This is a genomic window from Bacteroidales bacterium (assembly GCA_023229505.1).
GTDB lineage: Bacteria > Bacteroidota > Bacteroidia > Bacteroidales > JAGOPY01 > JAGOPY01.
This window is the reverse complement of record JALNZD010000001.1, coordinates 29310-51423: the sequence shown is the minus strand read 5'-3', so window position 1 is coordinate 51423 and position 22114 is coordinate 29310. Positions and strand designations below refer to the sequence as shown.

Sequence of the window (22114 nt, the reverse complement as noted above, 5' to 3'; positions counted from 1 at the left end):
GTATCTAAACCGCCAGGACTATCGCTATTACAGATGCTACCTGGAGGTTGATAAATCAGAAGGTAAACATAAATCTACAATTCATGGCAAGAACAACTTTCGAAGAATTATTGGACGCGGGTGTGCATTTTGGCCACCTCAGAAGAAAATGGAATCCTAACATGGCTCCTTTTATTTTCATGGAGCGCAATGGAATCCACATTATTGATCTTTACAAAACAATGGCCAAGATCGAGGAATCGGCGTCGGCATTGAAACAGATCACTAAGTCAGGCCGCAAGGTCCTCTTTGTAGCTACAAAAAAACAGGCAAAGGAAATCGTTGCCACGCAGGTCCAGAAAGTGGGCATGCCTTATGTGGTAGAACGCTGGCCGGGCGGTATGCTGACCAACTTTGCCACGATCCGTAAAGCGGTGCGAAAAATGGGTTCCATCGATAAACTGATGGCAACCAGCAACTTTAAAAGCCTCTCCAAACGCGAACGTCTTCAAATTGACCGTGAGCGTCAGAAACTGGAGAAACAGCTTGGAAGTATTGCCGATCTTAACCGTTTACCCTCTGCTATCTTTGTTGTTGATATTTTGAAAGAAAAAATCGCGATTGCAGAAGCACGAAAATTGAATATCCCGACTTTCGCTATTGTCGATACAAACTCTGATCCCAATATTATTGATTTCCCCATCCCGGGCAACGATGATGCTTCAAAATCAATCGAGCTGATTCTGCGGATTATGGTTCAGGCCATTGAAGAAGGACTGGCAGAAAGAAAGATCGATAAGGAAGCCCGCGGTGAAGAAGATGACAAGGACGAATTTGACCGGCTCGGCGGACCAGCATTCCTGGTTGACAGACTGGATGATGAAGAAGATTCTGAAAGTATCCGTAAAAAGGCTCTCGAGAAACTTTCAAAAGTTAAGAAAGAGGAAGACAGGATGGCTGAAACGAATAAGAGACCACGCAGAGGCCTTGCTAAACCCAAGAAGTAATTATTTCATTCACTAAACAAAGATTCTGATTATTATGGCAAATATAACTGCTGCTGAAGTAAATAAACTCAGACAGATAACCGGGGCAGGAATGATGGATTGCAAAACTGCCCTCATCGAAAGTGATGGCGATGCTACAAAAGCCATCGAGATCCTCCGTAAAAAAGGACAGAAAATCGCCGCCAAACGTGCCGACCGTGAGGCAACTGAAGGAATAATCCTTGCTAAAACCAATGATACACATGATTTTGGCGCCCTGATAATTGTGAACTCCGAAACTGATTTTGTTGCTAAAAGCGATGATTTCATCAATTATGTTAAAGCTGTTCTTGATCTGGCCGTTGCAAAAAAGCCTGCTTCTATGGATGAGCTGAATGCTTTGAACCTGAATGGCAGGACCGTTGAGGAAAACCTTACGGACCTGGTAGGTAAAATAGGTGAAAAACTTGAACTGTCAGGCTATTACACGGTTCGCGCTGAGCTGGTATCAGGATATAATCACCTGGGAAACAAGCTCGCTACGCTGGTTGGGTTAAACAAGAAAGGTATTCCCGGGATCGCGGATGCGGCACATGATGTGGCTATGCAGATTGCAGCCATGAGCCCTATCGCCATCGACCGCGATGATATCGATGCCACAACGATTGAAAAAGAAATCGAGATTGGCATGGAGCAGGCCCGCAGGGAAGGAAAACCGGAAAATATGCTCGAAAAAATTGCGATTGGAAAGCTCAATAAATTCTACAAGGAAAATACCCTGCTGAACCAGGAATTTATTAAGGATAATACCAAAACGATCAGGCAGTATTTGCAGGGATTCGATAAGGATTTGACCGTTGCTGCTTTTTGCAGGCAGAAATTAGGGGTCTGAATACCAGGTAATTTTTTCACCAGGTTAGTCAACATTATCATGCAGAAACGAATTCCCGGACCTTATCTCAGTTCCTTTGGTATCATTGTCTTCATAAAGAGAATACTTTGAAACCCGGGCCTCACCCGAGGGAACAGAATTTGTAAGTTCTACATTGCGGCGGACATAGGCGGGTTCGTTCTCCATTTCTTCGATGGCGCTCTCATCTTTAAGTTTCATGCTTAAATTTCTGAGCCGTTCAATTCTTTCCTGGGATTTCAGGTCGATCGACGGGCGAGTGGAAGTATTATCGGTCCCGTGAATTGAATCGCCGCCGGGCTTTTTAATGTACAGCTCAAATGGCTTCATTTCAACCGGCTTCCTGGATTTTTCTCCTGATAATTCCTCTCCGTTAAGCTTTTTCTCTTTAGCTTCCGGCTGGGTGACTAAAATTTCTTCTTTTTCCAGGATTTCATCGTCTTCCTGCTGCGAAAACTCGAAAACAAATGTCCTTTCATCTTCTTTCCAGGCTTTACTCACGGGTTGTTCCTCGATAACAGGGGATTCTTCCTCCTCCGGCTTGCTGATCAATGTAATGGGTTCAGGATCAATGACCGGGATTGACTCTGTGCTTTCTTCGAAAATACTGTTTTCCAGGATTGGTTTGCGGATAATTTCTATCCTTCCCGTGATTTCTGTAAAATCTTCTTTTGAAGCAGCTATAGGCAATGGCAGCTCAGTTTTGATTTCATCGTTCAATGCATGCCTGATCTTAACATCCTGGCCGGCAGCAGCTTTTCTTTCAGCATCAAATCCGGTTGCAATCAGGGTAATGCTGATTTTCTTGCCGAGTGTCTCATCGTATCCGTTTCCCCAGATAATCTCAGCCTGCGACTTTGCTTCCCGCTGGATATAGTCTGTGATTTCGGTGACTTCATCCATGGAGATTTCTTCCAGCCCGGAGGTAATATAAAGCAATACATCGCTGGCACCTTCAATTTCATTATCATTCAGCAATGGAGAGGAAAGGGCTGCTTTCACAGCTTCAATCGCCCTGTTTTCCCCTTCTGCCTGGGCGCATCCCATAATGGCTTTGCCGCTATTGTTCATCACGGTCCTGACATCTTCAAAATCAACATTGATATAACCTGTTACTGTAATGATTTCGGCAATGCCCCTTGCGGCTGTGGTCAGCACGTCATCGGCTTTGTCGAAAGCTTCGGAAAGTTTAAGGTCACCGTATAATTCACGGAGTTTATCATTGCAGATGATCAGCAAGGTGTCGACGCATTTCCTTAATTCCTGGATCCCTTCATCAGCCTGGAATTTTCGTTTTTTCCCTTCAAACGTAAAAGGGATAGTAACAATGCCTACCGTAAGGATACCCAGCTCTTTGGCAATGGCTGCGATTACCGGAGCGGCGCCGGTCCCGGTTCCCCCTCCCATCCCGGCCGTGATAAATAACATCTGCGTATTCTTTTCGAGGATTTCCCTGATCTGATCGACCTTCTGCCGGGCAGACTCTTTTCCTACCGCGGGCATTGAACCGGCCCCAAGACCTTTTTCACCTAACTGGATTTTTGTGGGAACCGGTGAAGAATCCATTGCCTGGGCGTCTGTATTGCAAATGATGAAATCCACCCCTTTGATACCCTGGCGGAACATATGGTTAACTGCATTAGATCCGCCACCGCCAACACCAATTACTTTTATAATGGATGATTGGTTTTTCGGCATATCAAATTTGATCATTTCTTTCATGGTTTTCAGGATTTTAAAAGTATTGGTTTTATAAATTTGATTAGCTATTTTCCAGAATAATTATAAACAAGATGATTGTTGATAACTGCGGCTTACAACTCATCCCCCTCAAACCAATCCTGGATCCTTTTTAGAAATCCGTTGGATTTAGATTTCTTCTCAACTTTCTGTTCCCGCTCAACTGATTTTACTTTTTCAGGGCTCTTGATATCCTCCCTTACCTTCTCCCGTATGTAACGCTCTACCCCCTGTATAACCAGTCCAATGCCGGTTGCGTACATCGGGCTGGCCATTTCATCTGGTGTTCCGGGTGCCAGGTGTTCATTTGGATAGCCGATCCTGGTATCCATGCCTGTCATGAATTCGGTTAATTGTGCTAAATGTTTGAGTAAAGCTCCTCCTCCGGTAAGCACTATCCCGCCGATCAGTTTCTTCTCATACCCGGAATTTTTGATCTCATAATAAATGTGTTCAATGATTTCTTCCATCCTGGCCTGGATGATGCTGGCGAGGTTCCGTAGCGTGATCTCCTTGGGCTGTCTTCCCCGTAGGCCGGGAATAGCCACGACTTCATCATCCCTGTTTTCGCTGGCTAAGGCCGAACCGAATTTAATCTTAAGCTCTTCCGCATGCTTTTTAATGATCGAACATCCTTCCTTAATATCTTCCGTCAGGATTTCACCACCGAATGGAATAACGGAAGTGTGCCTGATAATGCCATCCTGGAAAATCGCAATGTCGGTAGTCCCGCCACCGATATCCACAAGGACAACCCCTGCTTCTTTTTCTTCTTCACTTAAAACGGAGTCCGCGGATGCAATTGGCTCCAGGATCAGATCGACTACCTCCAGGTTTGCCTTTCTGACACACTTGTAAATATTCTTGGCCGCTGCAGTCTGGCCGATAATGATGTGGAAATTAGCCTCCAGCGTATTGCCCAGCATGCCTATCGGTTGCTTGATGCCCTCTTCGCCGTCGATGATGTATTCCTGCGGAATTACATCTATGATCTCCTCACCGGGATTCATGTTCAGGTTGAACATGCTCTGGTGCAGCGTATCAATATCCATCTGGCTTATCTCGGTCTCGATTTCTTTTCTGATTATAGTCCCTTTATGCTGCAAACTCTTGATGTGCTGGCCCGCTATCCCTACATTGACATATTTGATGTCGACACCGGAACTTTTCTCTGCCAGCTCAATTGCGGTCCTGATGGATTGAACCGTATTTTCAATATTGGAAACAACACCTCTTTTAACTCCGATCGACTCCGTATTACCGTAGCCAAGGATCTCGATTTTGCCGTGTTCGTTCCGCCGGCCTACAATAGCTGCAATTTTAGTTGTGCCAATGTCTAAACCTACAATGATATCAGTCTTGTTCATATTCAATATATTTTAAGCAAACAACCTGGTTTTTATATTTTAAATTGATTGATTTATATGTATTCCAATCCATATTACTCATCACTTTCTGGTAGAAGGTTTTCAGGTTTTCCAGTTTTTCGCGCGCATCAACGGCACTCCCGAAAATGATAGCCTGTGATCCGATTTTTGGTACCAGTTCTATCTCCTTTTTTTCCGTGATATAAATCTGGTCAATGAAGGATTTTAGAAAATCGTCTTTGGAAATATAATACGCAACAGGGAATACCTGGTGCAATACTGAACTGTCAGGGAAGGTGTTTAGCGACCTTTCACTTTTATCCAATGATACAAACTGATCAGCGATAAATCCGTTGGCGATCAGGACGTGAGAAGGATGTTCCGGGTTTACAGGCATGACACAGCCGGTAAAATCAAGGTAAAACTGATTGTCTTCCAGGTTAACCACCCTGACCAGCGGCTCCCGGACCCTGGCCTTCAGCATCAGGTTACCCCCGATAGTCTGAAATACTTCACAGGATGAAACATAAGGGTTGCCTTGTACCATATTTTCCAGTTGATAAAGGTCTATCCTGGCAATCAGTGAGCCTTCTATTTCTCCGAATCTATCAATGATGAGGCTGGTGATCTCCTCTGATGTGATCATGGACTGCTCAGAAGGGTTAAGCACATCTACGCGGAAACTCTTGCAGATCTTTTGCTGATATCCCAGGTCAGTAAAGGCTAATAAAATTATAGTCCCTGCAACCAGGATTGTCATGAGTGATATGTGCAGGAACTTTTTCATGAGATTAGAATTTTTATGATCGGTTCAATCAGAAGATCGATATCGCCGGCACCCATGGTCAGGAATACTTCAGGTTTTTCAGCTTTGAGCATTTTCAAAACTTCCGGCCTGGATAACAATTTCTTATTTTTTTGATGCATCAGGTCCAGGATAAGATCTGAAGTCACGCCGGGTACTGGAAGTTCTCTTGCCGGATATATATCAAGCAGCCATGTTTCATCCAGCAGATCAAGGCTTTGTGCAAAACCGGCAGCAAAATCTTTCGTCCTGGAAAAAAGATGCGGCTGGAACAGGCCGGTGATCTTTTTGCCGGGATAAAGCATGCGTACGGCTGAGATAAAAGCTTCGAGTTCCTGTGGGTGATGGGCATAATCATCTATATAAACCCGTCCGGGCTGTTGTATCCTGATGTCAAAACGACGCCTGACACCGGTAAAAGTCCTGATGCCATCCAGTATCTTGCCGGGATCCACTCCGATGCTCAAGCAGACCGCCACTGCGGCCAGGGCATTTTCAACATTATATTTTCCGGGGACCTGTAGCTGAACATCACGGTATTGATGCCCGCCAATGAATATGTCGAAAAGCTGTAAGCCTTTTTCCGGTCTTAGATTAAAGGCTGAAATATCTGAGCTCTCATCTGCGGCATAATCGACCCTGGTGGTAGTCTGATTCGGGCTTAACTGCAGTCCGTTCCGGATGATCAGTTTTCCATCGGGCTTGATATTCCGGGCAAATTCGTTAAATGACCTGTTCATTTCACCGGCTGTCCCGTATATATCCAGGTGATCCGGATCCATCGCGGAAATGACGGCAATATCAGGATGCAGATACAGGAAAGAACGGTCATACTCATCAGCTTCCACGACCATGATATCTTCCTTGCCTGTGGTAATGAAGTTCGATTGGTAGTTATTACTGATCCCGCCGATCAGAGCAGTCATTTGGTAATCCGCACTTTTAAGGATATGGGCGATGAGGGAGCTGATTGATGTTTTACCATGGGTGCCGGCGACCGCCACTGTCAATTTTCCTTCCGTAATTTTCCCCATGACCTGAGATCTTTTAAACATGGGAATTCCACTCTCCTTCAGGAATCTATATTCTTCGAGTCCCTGCGGAATGGCCGGGGTATATATGACCAGGTCGATATCACCCGGGACCTTGGAAGGGTCATCTTCAAAATGAATGATCATGCCTTCATTCGTCAATTCACCGGTTAGTGCCGATGGAGTTTTATCATAACCTTGAATAACCATTCCTTTTGCCTGGAAATACCTGGCAAGGGCGCTCATACCGATTCCGCCTATGCCTAAGAAGTATACCTTCCGTATTTGATCCAGATCAAACTTCATTTTTTAATCAGCGCTATAATTTCATCTGCTATCTTATCATCTGCATCAGCTATGGCGAATGTCCCAATCTGTTTTTCCAGTTTTTCCCGGTGTGCATCATCTCTGAGAAGTTGCAGCAAAAGGGCTGGCAGCTTTTCTTTAGCTTCCTGGTCTATAATGACCATGGCGGCCTCTTTTGCTTCCAGTCTCCTTGCATTTTTCATCTGGTGGTCCTCAGCCGCGGTAGGCAACGGGATAAAAATCACAGGCTTGCTGACAGCAGCCAGTTCGGCAATGGCAATGGCGCCGGCACGTGATATGACCAGATCGGCCAGGGCGTAGGCCAGGTCCATCCGTTGAATAAAATCAACCACCTTCACATTTACATAACCAATTTTTTGACAGGCATCTTTAGCCCTTTGTTCGAAATTACGGCCGGTTTGCCAGAGTAACTGGACCCGGTTTTCTTTTAGCATCGGGAGCAGCATTTCAATACAGGTATTGATGGAATAAGCACCCTGACTGCCTCCTACAACAAAAACGGTCTTTTTTTCTGCATTTAAGCTGAAGTGGGATCCGGCCTCACCTCTCTTGCCCTGGATTTCTATGATTTCTTTTCTTACAGGATTTCCTGTTATAATGATTTTATGTGAAGGGAAGAATTTTTCCATTCCCTCATAAGCAACACAGATCTTTTCTGCTTTTTTACCGAGCAACTTGTTTGTGATACCCGGAAAAGAATTTTGTTCCTGGATAAGCGTGGGAATGCCCAGCATTCCCGCAGCCCGGAGTGCCGGGCCGCTGGCATAACCCCCAACCCCAACAGCCACATCAGCCTTGAAACGACGGATTATACAGGCAGCTTTGAACAGGCTGTGCATTACTTTCAAAGGAAACATCAGGTTACCGGCAGATAATTCCCTTTTCAACCCGCTTATCCAAAGTCCTTTTATCGGAAACCCGGCTGCAGGGACCTTTTCCATCTCCATTTTGCCTTTTGCTCCAATAAAGAGTATCTGTGCCTGCGGAAGCTTCTTTTTCAATGCACGGGCGATGGCCAGGGCCGGGAAAATATGTCCTCCCGTTCCACCTCCGCTTATAATGATATGTGGATCAGGCCGTGGCATAATTCTCCTGGATTTCATCCGGTTCTTCATCCTTTGCACCTTTATTGACCTCCTTGCTGACACTCAGTATAATCCCGATAGAGAGACTTGTGAACCAGATGGAGGTGCCGCCCATGCTTACCAGTGGCAAAGGCTGGCCTGTCACGGGCAGGAGGTCTACCGCAACACCCATATTGATGAGGGCCTGGAAGACCAGGCTAAAAGCTACCCCGATTGTCAGAAAGGCCCCGAATGTGCGGGGTATCTTGGTCACTATCCTTACCGCTCTGAATAAAAGGATCATATAAAGAAGCACTACAAAGGACCCTCCGATTAAACCATATTCTTCCAGAACAATAGCGAAAATAAAGTCGGAATAGGGATGTGACAGGAAGTTCCGTTGGGTGCTGTTGCCGGGCATCTTACCTATCACTCCTCCGGAAGCCACTGCAATTTTTGATTGAGTGACCTGGTCTTCTTCCGTGCCGCCGCCTGAAAAAGTCTCAATCCTGTGCTGCCAGGTTTCCAGTCTGCCCTGCTTCTCCTTTGGCAGAAGCAGCATTATGCAGATGAAGAGGGCAAAAGCTCCCGCTGCAATTCCAACAAGGCGTAAAAGGTTTAGCCAGCGTATCCTTCCAATAAACAGCAACAACAAGCTTGTAATGAAAAGCATGACAGCGGTTGAAAGATTTGAGGGGAGAATCAGGCCGCAAACTAAAATAATAGGAACCATGACCGGTAAAAGCAGTGATTTGAAGTTATGGAGAGCCTCCTGTTTCTTGGTTAAAATCCGGGCCAGGTAAATGATCAGGGTTAACTTCGCAAGGTCAGAAGCCTGGAAGGTTAGGCCAAAAGGCAGTGGCAGGGCTCTCTTTGCCTCGTTTACATCCTTACCGAAAAACAAAGTAACGATGAGCAGGGGAATGGCAATGTATAGCGCAATTTGAAATATCCGGGAATAGTAAGTGTATTTTACCTTATGGGCCAGGTACATCAGTACAAAACCAAGCAGTAAAATGATCAGGTGCTTGACCATATAATAGATCGTATTCCCTTCCTGGTATTTATAAGCAAGAGTGCCGGTGGAACTGTAAACGGCAAGCAGTGAGAGTAGTGACAATAATACTACTACCATCCAGATTACGCGATCACCTTTCATATGAGTGAGTTCGTCTGACATCTTTAGCCTCCCTTATAAATTTTTTATGGCTTCTTTAAACTGGTTTCCACGGTCTTCAAAGTTTTCAAACAGGTCGAAGCTGGCGCAGGCAGGCGATAATAATACAGCCTCACCCCGTTGGGCAAGGCTGTAAGCCGCCTTTACCGCATCATCTGCTGACAGGACCTCAACAATGTTTTCCACTAAGCCGGAAAAAACTTCTTTAATTTTTCGGTTATCTTTTCCCAGGCAGATAATAGCCCTGACTTTTGCCGCAACCAACGGTTCCAGTGAGGCATAATCATTGCCTTTATCAAGGCCGCCGGCAATCCAGATCACATTTTTATGCATGCTTTCCAGGGCAAACCAGGTCGAATTGACATTTGTCGCTTTTGAATCATTGATGTAATCAACACCATGAATGCTGGCAACAAATTCAAGCCGGTGCTCGATATGCTGAAAATCCGAAAGACACTGCTTAATTGTCTCTTTGCGGATATCAAGCAGCCGGGCCGTTATCCCTGCTGCCATTGAATCGTACAGGTTATGTCTGCCCTGTAAGGCTAATTCTTCTAATGTCATGGTAGATTCGTTTTCATTTATATTGAAAAACAATTGATTATCTTGAATATAGGCCCCGTCCGGAAATGCTTTGGCTCCGGCAGTGAAAGGATAAGATCGGGCGGCTATTTCCATTTTCCCTATCTGTTCCCTGAGAACAGGATCATCGAAACAGTAGATAAAATGATCTTTTTCAGTTTGATTGTTGATTACCCTGAATTTCGAACTGATGTATTTCCGGAAATCATAATCATATCTGTCGAGGTGGTCAGGTGTGATATTCAGCAGCACTGCCAGATCAGCCTTTGCCATGAACATCCCGTCAAGCTGAAAGCTGCTGATCTCGAGGACATAAAAGTCATGATTATCATGGGCGACTTTTAGGGCGAAACTATTGCCAACATTACCTGCCAGGCCTACATTCAGTCCTGCAGTTTTCAGAATGTGATGAGTTAGAAGGGTAGTGGTAGTTTTACCGTTGCTGCCTGTGATGAAAATAAGCTTTGCCCTGGTGAACCTGCAGGCAAACTCTATTTCAGATATTACAGGAATCCCTTTCTGCCGTGCCCGAGTTACAACCGGAACATTTTCCGGTATCCCCGGGCTTTTAATGATTTCTCCAGCCCCAAGGATGGTTTCTTCTGTATGTTTATTTTCTTCAAAGTCTATCCCTTCTTCCTGCAGAACTAATTTATATTTATCCTTAATAGAACCTTTATCCGACACCAGGGGACGGAATCCCTTCCGCTTTGCAAGAACCGCAGCCCCGGTCCCGCTTTCGCCTCCCCCTAATATGACGATGTCGAATCTTTTCATCTCTTATCTCAACTTTAAAGTAATGATCGTGATGACGGCCAGAATAATGCCTACAATCATAAAGCGCTGAACAATCTTAGGTTCAGGGTAGCCTAAAACCTGGAAATGATGGTGTAACGGCGACATTTTAAAAATTCTCCGTCCTGCGCCAAAACGACGTTTTGTAATCTTGAAATAACTTACCTGCAGGATCACAGATAGGCTTTCCATCAGGAAAATCCCGCAAAGGATCGGAATTAACAATTCTTTTCTGATAATGATGGCGAAGACCGCAATACTTCCGCCTAATGCCAGGCTTCCCGTGTCGCCCATAAAGACCTGGGCAGGGTAGGAGTTATACCAGAGGAATCCGATGCAACCGCCGACAAAAGAGCCGATAAAAATGGTCAGTTCCCCGGTATTGGGAAGGTACATGATATTCAGGTAATCGGCAAAGACGATGTTACCTGATACCCAAGCCAACAGACCAAGTGTTGCCCCGATGATGGCCGAAGTGCCTGTAGCCAGTCCGTCCATGCCATCAGTGAGGTTTGCACCATTTGAAACAGCTGCAATAATGAAAATTACTAGCGGTATAAAGATTAAGTAAGCATATTTTTCATAATCTGGTCCCAACCATTTAAGCAGGACGGCATAATCGAATTCGTTATCTTTTACAAAAGGGATAGTGGTTTTGGTCGATTTAATCCCTTCACTTTTAAATTTTGAGGAGAGATCACTCCCGCTGACGTGCTGTTCTATAGAAGGGCCGCTTGGCGGCAATTTTTCCCTGAGGACGACGGAATTACTGAGATACATTGTCGCCCCGACGACTATGCCCAGGATAACCTGCGCAAGTATCTTGTACTTTCCGCTCAGGCCATTTTTATTCTTTCTGAATACTTTGATGTAATCATCGAGAAATCCGACAGACCCCAGCCATACTGTGGTAAAGATCATCAGGAGGATGTAAATATTATCGAGTTTGGCAAACAGCAAAGTCGGGATCAGGATGGAGGCGAGGATGATCAATCCTCCCATTGTTGGAGTGCCTTGTTTTGCAAGTTGTCCTTCAAGGCCGAGATCACGGATAGTTTCCCCTACTTGCTTTTTATTCAGGTATTTAATCCACTTTGTGCCAAAAACCAGGGAGATCAGCAAGGAGACAATTACTGCTGCCGCTGTCCTGAAGGAAATGTACTGAAAGACCCCCGCTCCGGGGACATCACAACATCTTTGCAGATAATCAGCTATATAATAAAACATGGCCTATACTGGTTTTTGATTAGCTGGTAATAACATTTCTTCCAATATCTTCTTATCGTCGAATGGGTATCTGATCCCTTTTATTTCCTGGTATTTTTCATGTCCTTTTCCTGCAATAAGGATGATGTCACCGGGTTGTGCAAGATGACAGGCAGTCCTGATTGCTTCTTTGCGATTGACTATTGTCATGACTTTCCGCTGCCTGTCAGCTGTAATTCCCTGCTTCATCTCCTCAATGATCAATTCCGGTTCTTCTGACCGTGGGTTGTCAGAAGTGAGGATGACCAGGTCGCTCCAATCGGCACAGATGCCTGCCATAAGGGGCCGCTTGGACCTGTCACGGTCGCCTCCGGCCCCGACTACGGTTATGAGTTTTTCGTTCCGTGTCCTGAGCTCTCCTATGGTATCCAGCACATTCTTTAAAGCATCGGGCGTGTGGGCGTAATCAATGATACCTGTAATGTTATTGCCGGAATGAATGGTTTCAAACCGCCCTTCTACCGGGGGTATTGAACTTAAACAGGTTAGGATACTTTCAGGAAGTTGACCCAGCAAAACTGATGCGCCATATACGGCCGTGAGATTGTAAGCGTTGAATTCCCCGGTAAGCCTGCAAAAGGTTTCGAGGTTATTGATCGAAAGTTGCAAACCTTCCAGCAGGTTTTCCAGGATCCTGCATTTGAAGTCGGCAGGTGATTTTAAAGCATAGGTCTGGACTTTGGCCCTGGTGTTCTGAACGATCACCTGGCCGTTTTTATCATCCCTGTTAGTTAAAGCAAACGCTTCAGCCGGAAGTTCGTCAAAGAATCTCTTCTTAGCCAGAAGGTATTCCTGGAAAGTCTTGTGATAATCCAGATGATCGTGCGTAATGTTTGTGAATATCCCCCCGGCGAATTTCAGCCCTGCTATCCGGTTTTGTGCTATTGCATGGGAGCTGACCTCCATGAAACAATATTCGCCTCCCTGTTCGACCAGTTTCCGCAGCAGGTAATTCAGCTGTAACGGGTCCGGGGTTGTATGAGTCGAGGGGATTTCCTCATTAAGGATCAGGTTCCGGATGGTTGATAAAAGCCCGCAACCATATCCAAGCTCCGAAAATACCTGGTGAAGAAGGGTCGCAATTGTCGTTTTACCGTTAGTACCAGTGACACCAACGAGGACTAACTCCTCCGAAGGGTTATCATAGAAGTTAGCGGCCATGATGCCGAGTGCTTTGCTGCTGTCTTTAACCTGGATGTATGTGACACCTTCAGCCAGCAATCCGGGCATTTCTTCACAAACAATTACCCGGGCCCCGGATTCCAATGCCATCCGGATATATTGATGACCGTCGGCCTGTGTCCCCCTGACGGCTATGAAAAGATCTCCCGGGGTAATTTTCCGGGAATCGAAATAAATAGCAGGGACCGTTATATGCGGATTACCTACGATCTTAACCGTTCCGGCCTTATATAATATTTCGCTGAGTATTTTCAACGGATTGGGTTTTCCAGGGTTAAGATTATTTCACTGCCTTTTACCAGGGGTGTGCCGGCCGGAAGCGACTGGCTGAATACAATTCCTTTTCCATGAATGACTGAAGAAATACCTGCCTTTTCCATCATGTAAACAGCATCTTTGGCCGTTAAACCGGTCAAATCCGGGATAGTATCACTCCCAAAAAAGGTCGGTTGAAGAAGCATCACCGTCGTGGAACTATCCATGGCCACCCATTCCGGGTTTTGTGATGGTAGTCTTACGGCATAAGACATTGCAGACAAACTGGTCCGCAAATCTTTGTAATCCCCTCTTGCCGCGGCAGGCAAGAACTTTTCGGTAAAATATTTTTTATCATCCTGGTCATGTATATCCAGCTGCGTGGCATACACTTTATTGGCAATCTCTTTGAAAACAGGTGCAGCTACGGCCGCTCCATAGTATTTTCCGGCTTCCGGACGGTTTACAACGATAATACAGGAGTATTTTGGGTTATCAGCCGGGAAATAACCGACGAATGAAGCGTTATACTTTTTTTGCGTGTAACCTTTTGAGCCTTCTGCAATGAGAGCTGTACCGGTTTTACCCGCAATTTTATAAGTTGAATCTTTCAGGATTTTCCCTGTGCCATTCATAACAACGCCCTCCAGTAATGATCTCACGAGTTGAAGGGTAACGGGAGTGCAGACAGCCGGGTTTATTACCACAGGATCGAATTTCTTTATTGTTTGCCCCCCCTCCCGGATCTCGCTTACAAAAAGCGGCTTCACCATCACACCATTATTGGCAATGGCATTATAGAATGTCAGGAGTTGAAGGGGGGTAATCGTTAATTCATAACCGATCGACATCCATGGCAGGCTGGTTCCATACCAGTACTTGCTATCTTTCGGATCCTTGATGTATGGATCTCCTTCTCCCGGGATTTCAATTCCCAGCGGCTTTCCAAGTGACATCTTCCGGAGATGATCCACATACAATTCTGGTTTATTCCCGAAAAGGGAAGTGATAATCTTGGATACGCCCACGTTTGATGATTGTTCGAAAATCTCACGGACACTCATGTAGCTGGAATCCGGTCTGTGGGAATCTTCCATCCAGCGGTTATGGTACTGGACCCTGCCATTGCCAACATAATAATAGTCTGAAAGCTTCACCTGTCCTGTTTCCAGGGCCGTGATGAGAGAGGCAAGCTTAAATGTTGACCCTGGCTCAACCGCTTCACCGATCGAGTAATTATAGGTCTCTTTGTATTGACCGTCTTTTGCATCATATCTCAGGTTGGCAATTGCCCTGATTTCACCGGTCTTTACTTCCATCAGGATGGCACAGCCCTGAAAAGCCTGATTTTCTTCCAGATGCCTGGCAAGGGCAGATTCAGCCAGATCCTGGATATTGATATCAATGGTTGTAATGATGTCTTTACCATCCCTGGGTTCCACTTCCGGATTGTCACTCACCGGGATCCATTCTCCCTGGCTGATCCTTCGCTTTAATTGTTGGCCATCGTAGCCTTTTAGTTCATTGCTGTAGGCCCCTTCCAGTCCGACATAAAGACTTTCGACCGGATTTTCAAATCCGATGGTACGCCGGGCTAAATCCTTATAGGGCAATTCCCTGGTGGTCTTGCGCAGAACGATTAATCCCCCGCTGTATTTGCCTTCGCGGAAGATCGGGAACTTCTTGAGCTTTTTTAATTCATAATATTTTACATGATTCCTGATCAGGTAATACTTGTTGCCGGCTTGTCTTGCATTGAGCAATTCAGATTTATATGCTCTTGCATTTTTATCCTCAAATAGTTGGGACAGCATCATTGATAATGAGTCGATCTTAGAATTGAACAGTTCCGGTATAACAACCTCAGGTGACAGATCCATTCTGATCTCAAATTCCGGGATTGATGAGGCCAACAGGCTTCCGTCACGAGCCATGATATTCCCTCTTAATGCTTCAATTGGAAAATACTTGATTTCCTGCTTCTTGGCCTTTTCCATTAACTCATCCTTAAGGGCAAACTGGATATAAGCAGCCTTTCCGATGATTGCCATTGCGAAGACCAAAACCCCGAAATACACAAGGTAAACCCGCCATAATATGTCCTTCTTTATATCTTTCATGACTTACTTGGTCTTATTGTCCTTGCTGACCATAATCTTCCGGGGAGGGACCATGGACTCACGGATTCCGGTTTCTTCTAATTTGATTGCTATCTCAGATGGCTTACTCTCATACATGAGTTTACTCCTTGAAGAAATATATTCATACCTTAATTCCCTGAGCTCTTCTTCAAGGTCATCGATTTGCCGCTTGGTCTTTTCAACATGGAAAATGTTCGTTATATAAATCACTCCCAGAACCATCAGAAATAATATAAATGGCAATGCCCGCTTGAATTTATCCCTGGTTAAAAAGGTGCCATCAAGCATGGAATGCATTGACTTGCCCACCTTTTTCCTGGTAAAGGGGTTCTTGCTGCCCGGCCGCAGGTAAGAGTTTGCTTTTATTTCTCCTTCTCTTGACATAGTTATATCTTCTCAGCAATCCTTAATTTGGCGCTTCTTGACCGCGGATTGGCCAATTGTTCATCTTTTGATGGAATGATCGCTTTCCTGTTTACAGGACGCATGGGCGCAATCTGTTGGCCATAAAAGTCTTTAACAGGAATACCGTCAAAATTCCCGGTCCTGAAATAGTTTTTTACCAGCCTGTCTTCTAATGAGTGATAAGAGATGACAACCATCCTGGCTCCCGGTTTCAGGATGTCATTCGTGTGTTTCAGCAAATCTTTGAGTGCATCGAGTTCTTCATTGACCTCGATACGGATAGCTTGAAAAGCCTTGGCCAGATATTGGTTTTCCTTGCTCCTGGGCGCGACACGAAGAATAACATTCTTTAATGATTCGGTTGACCCTATGCGCTGAATTGCCCTCTCATTGAGAATTTCTTCTGCCAGCCTTCTTGAATTATCGATTTCACCATATTGTCTGAATAGTTGAATTAATCGAACTGCTGAGTAGGAATTTATGATTTTCGCAGCGTTGAGTTCCTGCCCCTGGTCCATTCGCATATCCAGGTCACCATCCAGGCGTATAGAGAATCCCCTCTCAGGTTGATCAATTTGCCATGACGAAATGCCCAGATCGGCTAATAAACCGTCGATTTGCAGAATTCCCTGAAATTTCAGGAAGTTCTTCAGATAGCGGTAGTTTTGGTGAATAAAGACAAAGCGTTCATCTTTAATCAGGTTGTCATGAACATCTTTGTCGCGGTCGAATGCAATAAGCCTGCCTGAGGATAGCTTTTCCAGGATTTTACGGGAATGTCCGCCACTTCCAAAGGTTACATCCACATAGATCCCTTCAGGATGGATATTCAGGCCTTTAATGCATTCATTCAACAGGACAGGAATGTGGTACATCATTCTTTTGGTTCTACGTCAATATCGCCCATGACCTCTTCAGCCAGGTTTGCGAATTCCTCAGGATCATACGATATTGCTTTTTCGTATTCGTCCTTGTCCCAGATCTCAATCTTGTTGACGACCGAGGCCATAACGATATCCTTGCTGATAGTGGCGAAGTTGAACAGGTCTTTAGGGATAAGCAAACGGCCGGCATTGTCCAGTTCGACAGTTTTCACCCCTGCCATGAACTTCCTGATGAAATCAACATTTTTCTTCCTGAACCGGTTGAGTTTATTGACCCGTGCACTTTCAGCATTCCATTCCGGGACAGGATAAAGCTCAAGGCAGTTACGGAAAATGCCCCGCTTTATTACAAAACCCTGGCTTACCACTTCTGAAAGCTGGTTTTTGAAATCCACTGGAAACATGAGTCTTCCTTTGGAATCAACCCTGCATTCGTATGTCCCGACAATGTTTAACAAGGATCTAAGGAATTTTGACGTAAATATAGATTGGTTTTACCACATTTTACCACCTTTTACCACTTTTTAACTAACAAGGTTTCATTTTTTATTAACAATTTTCAGTTTAAATCATATAAATTATTGTGGAGCAATCATATAATCAGGCAGAAGGAGGCGGTTGAGCACAGTGTAATACTAGAATTATCAAGACAAATCATGAAAATTGAAATATTGATTAAATTTGTTCTGGAAACAATGTTTATGGAATCTATGGTTCATCGAAAATTAAGGGAAGAACTGCCTGTTATTTCGGACAAGTTTATTGATATCGAGGGGGTATTTCGTGCAAAAAACCCCCGTATGGCTAAAAGCATACCAGGCTTTGTTTTTCGGTTGTTGGGAAGAATCATCCATCAGGATGAGTTAAATGATTTTATTTATAAGAACAGGAACAAGTGGGGATTGGATTATGTCCAGGCAATCCTCGAAGGCTTTCAGGTCACTACTAGGGTGATTAATCCACCGGTTATAGATCAGGAAGGAAGGTTTCTGATCGCTTCCAACCATCCCCTGGGGGGAATGGATGGGATTGCACTGCTGCACGAGGCAGGAAAAATAAAAAAAGATGTCATCTTTCCAGTTAACGACCTGCTGATGAACCTTCCCAACCTCTATGAACTGTTCATCCCTATCAACAAACATGGCAGCAATGCCGACAATATCAGGATATTCAACGAAACCTTTTCCTCCAACATGCTTATCCTGTACTTTCCTGCCGGGCTTGTATCCAGGAAGCACTCGGGGATTATTATGGATGTCGAATGGAAAAAAACATTTCTGACAAAAGCCAAAGCCTCAGGACGCGATATTATCCCTGTTTTTATCTCAGGCAGGAACACGAATTTCTTTTATAATCTGGCCAATCTGAGGAAGAGAATAGGCATTAAAGCAAACATTGAAATGCTGTTCCTGGTGGATCAAATGTATAAATTCAAAAATAATGTGATCCCGATCACATTCGGGAAACCAATACCAATCAGTGTTTTCGATAAAAGCAAAACAGACCAGCAATGGGCATCGCTTCTTCGTGAGCATGTTTACAAACTTGAAACTAATCCCGATCAGGATTTTATATTTTGATACTGCATAAATAATACTTTATGAAGACAGTCATTCCACCGGTTGACAAAACCTTGCTTGAAGCCGAACTGACACCGGAAAAATTTGTAAGGAAAACGAATAATGGTAATAATCTGATTTACATATTCGATTACAGGGATTCGCCGAATCTTATGAGAGAGTTAGGCAGACTCAGGGAGATTACTTTCAAAGACTCCGGAGGCGGTACAGGAAATGAAATTGATATTGATGAATTTGACCTGGGAGATAAACCATTCCGGCAGCTTATCGTTTGGAACCCTGAAGAGAAGGAAATTGTAGGAGGATATCGTTTTGCCCAGGGCAGAAACTTCCAGTTCGATAAAAACGGTGAAGTGCTCTCCCCGACGGCGGAACTTTTTAAATTTTCACCTAAATTTATTAAGGAGTACCTTCCCTGGAGCATTGAACTGGGCAGATCATTCGTTCAGCCTAATTACCAGCCGCAGTTCAATTTCAGGAAAGGGATGTATTCACTTGATAACCTCTGGGATGGTCTTGGTGCCATCGTAATTGATAATCCCGGGAATAAATACCTCTTCGGCAAGGTAACCATGTATCCCCAGTATGATCATTTTGCCAGGGATCTTGTATTGTATTTCCTGCAGAGATTTTTTCCTGATCCTGACCAGCTATTGGTACCAATTGAATCATTGCCTATCCGTCATGATAAAAATTACCTGGAAAGCATCTTTACCGGGTCAACTTATGAGGAGAATTACAAAATCCTGGTGCAAAAGGTCAGGGCCCAGAATGAAAATGTCCCTCCTTTGGTGAATGCATATATGAGCCTGTCATCAACCATGAAGACGTTTGGAACTGCTTTAAACCGCGGATTCGGAGATGTTGAGGAAACAGGTATCATTGTTACCATCAGCGATATATATGTATTCAAGATAGACAGGCATATAGCTACTTACAAAAGAGAGGAGTAAAGTGGGAATTTCTATAAAGGCCGAGTTTATAGTCAGCAGCATAGATTTCAGCCAGTGCCCGAAGCCGCTTTTGCCTGAATATGCATTTATCGGCAGGTCAAATGTTGGTAAATCATCTCTGATAAATATGTTAACAGGCCAGAAAATGCTGGCTAAAACCTCTTCCACCCCTGGCAAAACGCAGCTCATTAACCATTTTTTAATCAATGAGGAATGGTATCTTGTAGATCTTCCGGGTTATGGTTATGCCCACGCAGCCAAGGCTAAAAGAAAACAATGGGAGCAGGTAATCGAACAATACCTGTTAAAACGGTCAAACCTGATGTCAACTTTTCTACTGGTTGATTCAAGATTGTCAATGCAGGACAGCGACCGGAAAGTAATAAACTGGTTTGGCGAAAAACAACTGCATTTCACCCTGGTACTCACCAAAACTGATAAACTTTCGACAAATCAGCTTGCCTCTAATTTCGAGGTCTATAAAAGAGAACTTTTAAATGACTGGGAAGAACTTCCACCCTTTATACTGTCATCTGCCCATTCAAATTTAGGTAAGGGAGAAATCCTGTCTTTTATTGAAAAAACCAATAAACTGTTTCAGTCTGAGCCAGCTTAAAATCATTACTTGAATTCTACCAGTAAAGCGCCTTTTGACACAGAAAGCCCGGCTGTGACATAAACTTCTTTAATGGTTCCTTTCATGGGTGAGAAAATGTTGTTGTTCATTTTCATAGCTTCAAGTACTAAGAGGATATCTCCTTCCTTAACCTTACTCTTCTTTTTTACATGGACTTTTTTGATTTTTCCGGGTATAAAGGCTAAGATCTTCTTAGGGTCTGGTTCCTGGAAGGTTTTTCTATGCTTAAATTTTTCCGTTAAAATTGTCTCATAATTGACATCATCTAATTGGAAAGAATCGAATACTTGCTCCTCCACTGGATCTATATGAATATCTTTTTGTTCTGTCATGATTATTGGATTAGAATGGAGGAATACCATGCTTTTTCTTAGGTGGGATCTCTTGTTTCTGAGAGCTGATATGTAAGGCATGAACCAGGATACTCCTGGTTTCGGGAGGTTCGATGACCGCGTCGATATAGCCGTAGGCCGCAGCAACGTAAGGGTTGGCAAACTTTTCTTTGTACTCTTTGATTTTAACCTTCCTGGTTGCCTCCGGGTTATCAGAATTTTTGATCTCAGTGCGGAAGATAATATTGGCAGCGCCCTCAGGCCCCATAACAGCAATTTCAGCAGTCGGCCACGCAAATACGAAATCGGCCTTCAGATGGTGTGAACACATGGCGATATATCCTCCGCCGTAAGCTTTCCGCAGAATCACCGTAATCTTAGGAACAGTTGCTTCAGAATAGGCGTATAATAATTTTGCCCCATGCCTGATGACACCGGAATGTTCCTGGTCGATGCCGGGAAGATAACCTGGAAGGTCAACCAAGGTGACCAGCGGTACATTAAAAGCGTCGCAATAGCGAATAAACCTCGCTGCTTTATCTGATGAATCCACATCAAGCACACCGGCAAGGTATAAGGGCTGATTGGCCACGAAACCGACAGTCTCCCCGTCAACCCGCCCAAAGCCAATAACAATATTCCTTGCCCATAATTCCTGAACCTCAAGAAATTCAGAATCATCAGCCAATGCTTTTATCACATCTCTGACGTCATAGGATTGCTTGGGGTCGGGTGGAATAATCTGATCAATTTTATAGCTTCTGCTCTTTGGCGGCCGTTTTGGAAAAGAATCAGCCTTTTTTTCGTTATTCCAGGGGATAAAAGTAATTAGCTGCTTGATCTGGTCAAAACACTCCTGTTCACTTTTAGAAAAGAAATGCGCATTGCCGGTAATTTCCGCATGTACTCTTGCACCGCCAAGGTCTTCCATGGAGATCTCTTCGCCAATGGTGGCTTTTATGACTTCAGGACCAGTGATGAACATTTTGGAAATTTTATCCACTACAAAAACGAAGTCGGTAAGGGCAGGGGAATAAACTGCGCCCCCGGCGCAGGGCCCCAGGATGACAGAAATCTGCGGAATTACCCCCGAAGCCAATGTGTTCCGGTAAAAGATTTCCCCGTAGCCGGCCAGGGAATTTACCCCTTCCTGGATTCGGGCACCTCCGGAATCATTGATGCCAATCAGAGGCACTTTCAGTTTCATGGCATGATCCATGATCTTAGTGATCTTTTTCGCATGCATGTAGCCAAGAGAACCGCCGGCAACCGTGAAATCCTGGGCAAAAATGCAAACCGGATGGCCTGAAAGTACACCTGTTCCCGTGATCACACCATCGCCCGGCAGGTACTTTTTATCCATATCAAAGTCCTTTCCGGCATGCTCGACAAAAAGGTCGTATTCGTGAAATGATTTGGGATCGAGTAAGGCCAGGATCCTTTCCCTCGCAGTTAGCTTACCAGTTGCTTTTTGCTTCTGGATCGCTTCATCGCCACCTCCCTTTAACGCATCTCGCATCCTCTTTTTTAAATCGGTTGATTTTCTTGCAAGCCTCATATGATCTGATTTTGGTTATCAAAATAGTTATGTTGGTGAATGATAGGTGTCGGTTTATGGTTGATTGTCAGTCGCTTAAAATAATGTTTAATTTAATGGTATATACAAAGGTAGTGTTTTTTAAAGGTAGATATCGCTCATGGATAATATATTGCTTC

Annotated in this window: 20 protein-coding genes; 5 read left to right on the top strand and 15 right to left on the bottom strand. The window is 44.4% G+C overall.

The features are described 5' to 3' along the window. Positions 1 to 83: 83 nt before the first annotated feature. Complete coding sequence (rpsB, locus tag M0Q51_00185) at positions 84 to 986, top strand: 30S ribosomal protein S2 (GenBank protein ID MCK9398396.1); 903 nt, start codon at positions 84 to 86, stop codon at positions 984 to 986. A 34-nt stretch (positions 987 to 1020) separates the two neighbouring features. Next, on the top strand, positions 1021 to 1857 hold the full coding sequence (gene tsf / locus M0Q51_00180) for a translation elongation factor Ts (protein ID MCK9398395.1): 837 nt from the start codon (positions 1021 to 1023) through the stop codon (positions 1855 to 1857). A 24-nt stretch (positions 1858 to 1881) separates the two neighbouring features. On the opposite strand, the gene ftsZ is transcribed toward tsf, so the two are convergent. The 13 genes from ftsZ to mraZ all read right to left on the bottom strand — a co-directional run bounded on the left by ftsZ (position 1882) and on the right by mraZ (position 17354). After that, complete coding sequence (ftsZ, locus tag M0Q51_00175) at positions 1882 to 3597, bottom strand: cell division protein FtsZ (protein ID MCK9398394.1); 1716 nt, start codon at positions 3595 to 3597, stop codon at positions 1882 to 1884. Between the two features lie 92 nt (positions 3598 to 3689). Next, positions 3690 to 4982 (bottom strand): cell division protein FtsA, encoded by a 1293-nt coding sequence (gene ftsA / locus M0Q51_00170; GenBank protein MCK9398393.1) that lies wholly within the window; start codon positions 4980 to 4982, stop codon positions 3690 to 3692. Next, positions 4969 to 5769, bottom strand: a complete 801-nt coding sequence (locus tag M0Q51_00165) for a hypothetical protein (GenBank protein MCK9398392.1) — start codon at positions 5767 to 5769, stop codon at positions 4969 to 4971. Before M0Q51_00165 ends, ftsA begins: the two co-directional genes overlap by 14 nt. Continuing rightward, positions 5766 to 7124, bottom strand: a complete 1359-nt coding sequence (murC, locus tag M0Q51_00160) for a UDP-N-acetylmuramate--L-alanine ligase (GenBank protein ID MCK9398391.1) — start codon at positions 7122 to 7124, stop codon at positions 5766 to 5768. The genes M0Q51_00165 and murC overlap by 4 nt, the downstream gene beginning before the upstream one ends. After that, positions 7121 to 8230, bottom strand: a complete 1110-nt coding sequence (gene murG / locus M0Q51_00155) for an undecaprenyldiphospho-muramoylpentapeptide beta-N-acetylglucosaminyltransferase (GenBank protein MCK9398390.1) — start codon at positions 8228 to 8230, stop codon at positions 7121 to 7123. The genes murC and murG overlap by 4 nt, the downstream gene beginning before the upstream one ends. After that, entirely contained in the window at positions 8217 to 9368 is a 1152-nt protein-coding gene (locus M0Q51_00150; GenBank protein MCK9398389.1) for an FtsW/RodA/SpoVE family cell cycle protein, read from the bottom strand. Before M0Q51_00150 ends, murG begins: the two co-directional genes overlap by 14 nt. A gap of 33 nt (positions 9369 to 9401) precedes the next feature. Continuing rightward, a complete protein-coding gene (murD, locus tag M0Q51_00145; protein MCK9398388.1) occupies positions 9402 to 10745 on the bottom strand; it encodes a UDP-N-acetylmuramoyl-L-alanine--D-glutamate ligase in 1344 nt (447 codons plus the stop codon). Between the two features lie 3 nt (positions 10746 to 10748). Next, positions 10749 to 11990: a phospho-N-acetylmuramoyl-pentapeptide-transferase gene (gene mraY, locus M0Q51_00140; protein ID MCK9398387.1), complete on the bottom strand. Its 1242-nt coding sequence runs from the start codon at positions 11988 to 11990 to the stop codon at positions 10749 to 10751. 3 nt (positions 11991 to 11993) lie between these two features. After that, the gene (locus tag M0Q51_00135; protein ID MCK9398386.1) at positions 11994 to 13460 is read right to left on the bottom strand and encodes a UDP-N-acetylmuramoyl-L-alanyl-D-glutamate--2,6-diaminopimelate ligase; all 1467 of its coding nucleotides are present in this window, start codon (positions 13458 to 13460) and stop codon (positions 11994 to 11996) included. Between the two features lie 2 nt (positions 13461 to 13462). After that, entirely contained in the window at positions 13463 to 15586 is a 2124-nt protein-coding gene (locus M0Q51_00130; GenBank protein MCK9398385.1) for a transpeptidase family protein, read from the bottom strand. Between the two features lie 3 nt (positions 15587 to 15589). After that, positions 15590 to 15991, bottom strand: coding sequence for an FtsL-like putative cell division protein (locus M0Q51_00125; protein ID MCK9398384.1), 402 nt, complete (start codon positions 15989 to 15991; stop codon positions 15590 to 15592). A gap of 2 nt (positions 15992 to 15993) precedes the next feature. Next, positions 15994 to 16890 (bottom strand): 16S rRNA (cytosine(1402)-N(4))-methyltransferase RsmH, encoded by an 897-nt coding sequence (gene rsmH / locus M0Q51_00120; protein MCK9398383.1) that lies wholly within the window; start codon positions 16888 to 16890, stop codon positions 15994 to 15996. Then, complete coding sequence (gene mraZ, locus M0Q51_00115) at positions 16887 to 17354, bottom strand: division/cell wall cluster transcriptional repressor MraZ (GenBank protein ID MCK9398382.1); 468 nt, start codon at positions 17352 to 17354, stop codon at positions 16887 to 16889. Before mraZ ends, rsmH begins: the two co-directional genes overlap by 4 nt. 198 nt (positions 17355 to 17552) lie before the next feature. On the opposite strand from mraZ, the gene M0Q51_00110 reads away from it, so the two are divergent. The 3 genes from M0Q51_00110 to yihA are packed head-to-tail and all read left to right on the top strand — an operon-like array spanning position 17553 to position 20045. Beyond that, positions 17553 to 18476, top strand: a complete 924-nt coding sequence (locus M0Q51_00110) for a glycerol acyltransferase (protein ID MCK9398381.1) — start codon at positions 17553 to 17555, stop codon at positions 18474 to 18476. 20 nt (positions 18477 to 18496) lie between these two features. Continuing rightward, positions 18497 to 19429 (top strand): GNAT family N-acetyltransferase, encoded by a 933-nt coding sequence (locus M0Q51_00105; GenBank protein MCK9398380.1) that lies wholly within the window; start codon positions 18497 to 18499, stop codon positions 19427 to 19429. Position 19430: 1 nt separating this feature from the next. Beyond that, positions 19431 to 20045, top strand: coding sequence for a ribosome biogenesis GTP-binding protein YihA/YsxC (gene yihA, locus M0Q51_00100; GenBank protein ID MCK9398379.1), 615 nt, complete (start codon positions 19431 to 19433; stop codon positions 20043 to 20045). A gap of 5 nt (positions 20046 to 20050) precedes the next feature. On the opposite strand, the gene M0Q51_00095 is transcribed toward yihA, so the two are convergent. Both M0Q51_00095 and M0Q51_00090 read right to left on the bottom strand, forming a co-directional pair. Continuing rightward, positions 20051 to 20398: an acetyl-CoA carboxylase biotin carboxyl carrier protein subunit gene (locus M0Q51_00095; GenBank protein MCK9398378.1), complete on the bottom strand. Its 348-nt coding sequence runs from the start codon at positions 20396 to 20398 to the stop codon at positions 20051 to 20053. Between the two features lie 10 nt (positions 20399 to 20408). Beyond that, positions 20409 to 21956 carry an acyl-CoA carboxylase subunit beta gene (locus M0Q51_00090; GenBank protein MCK9398377.1) on the bottom strand — a complete coding sequence of 516 codons (1548 nt, stop codon included), beginning with the start codon at positions 21954 to 21956 and terminating at the stop codon, positions 20409 to 20411. Positions 21957 to 22114 lie beyond the last annotated feature (158 nt).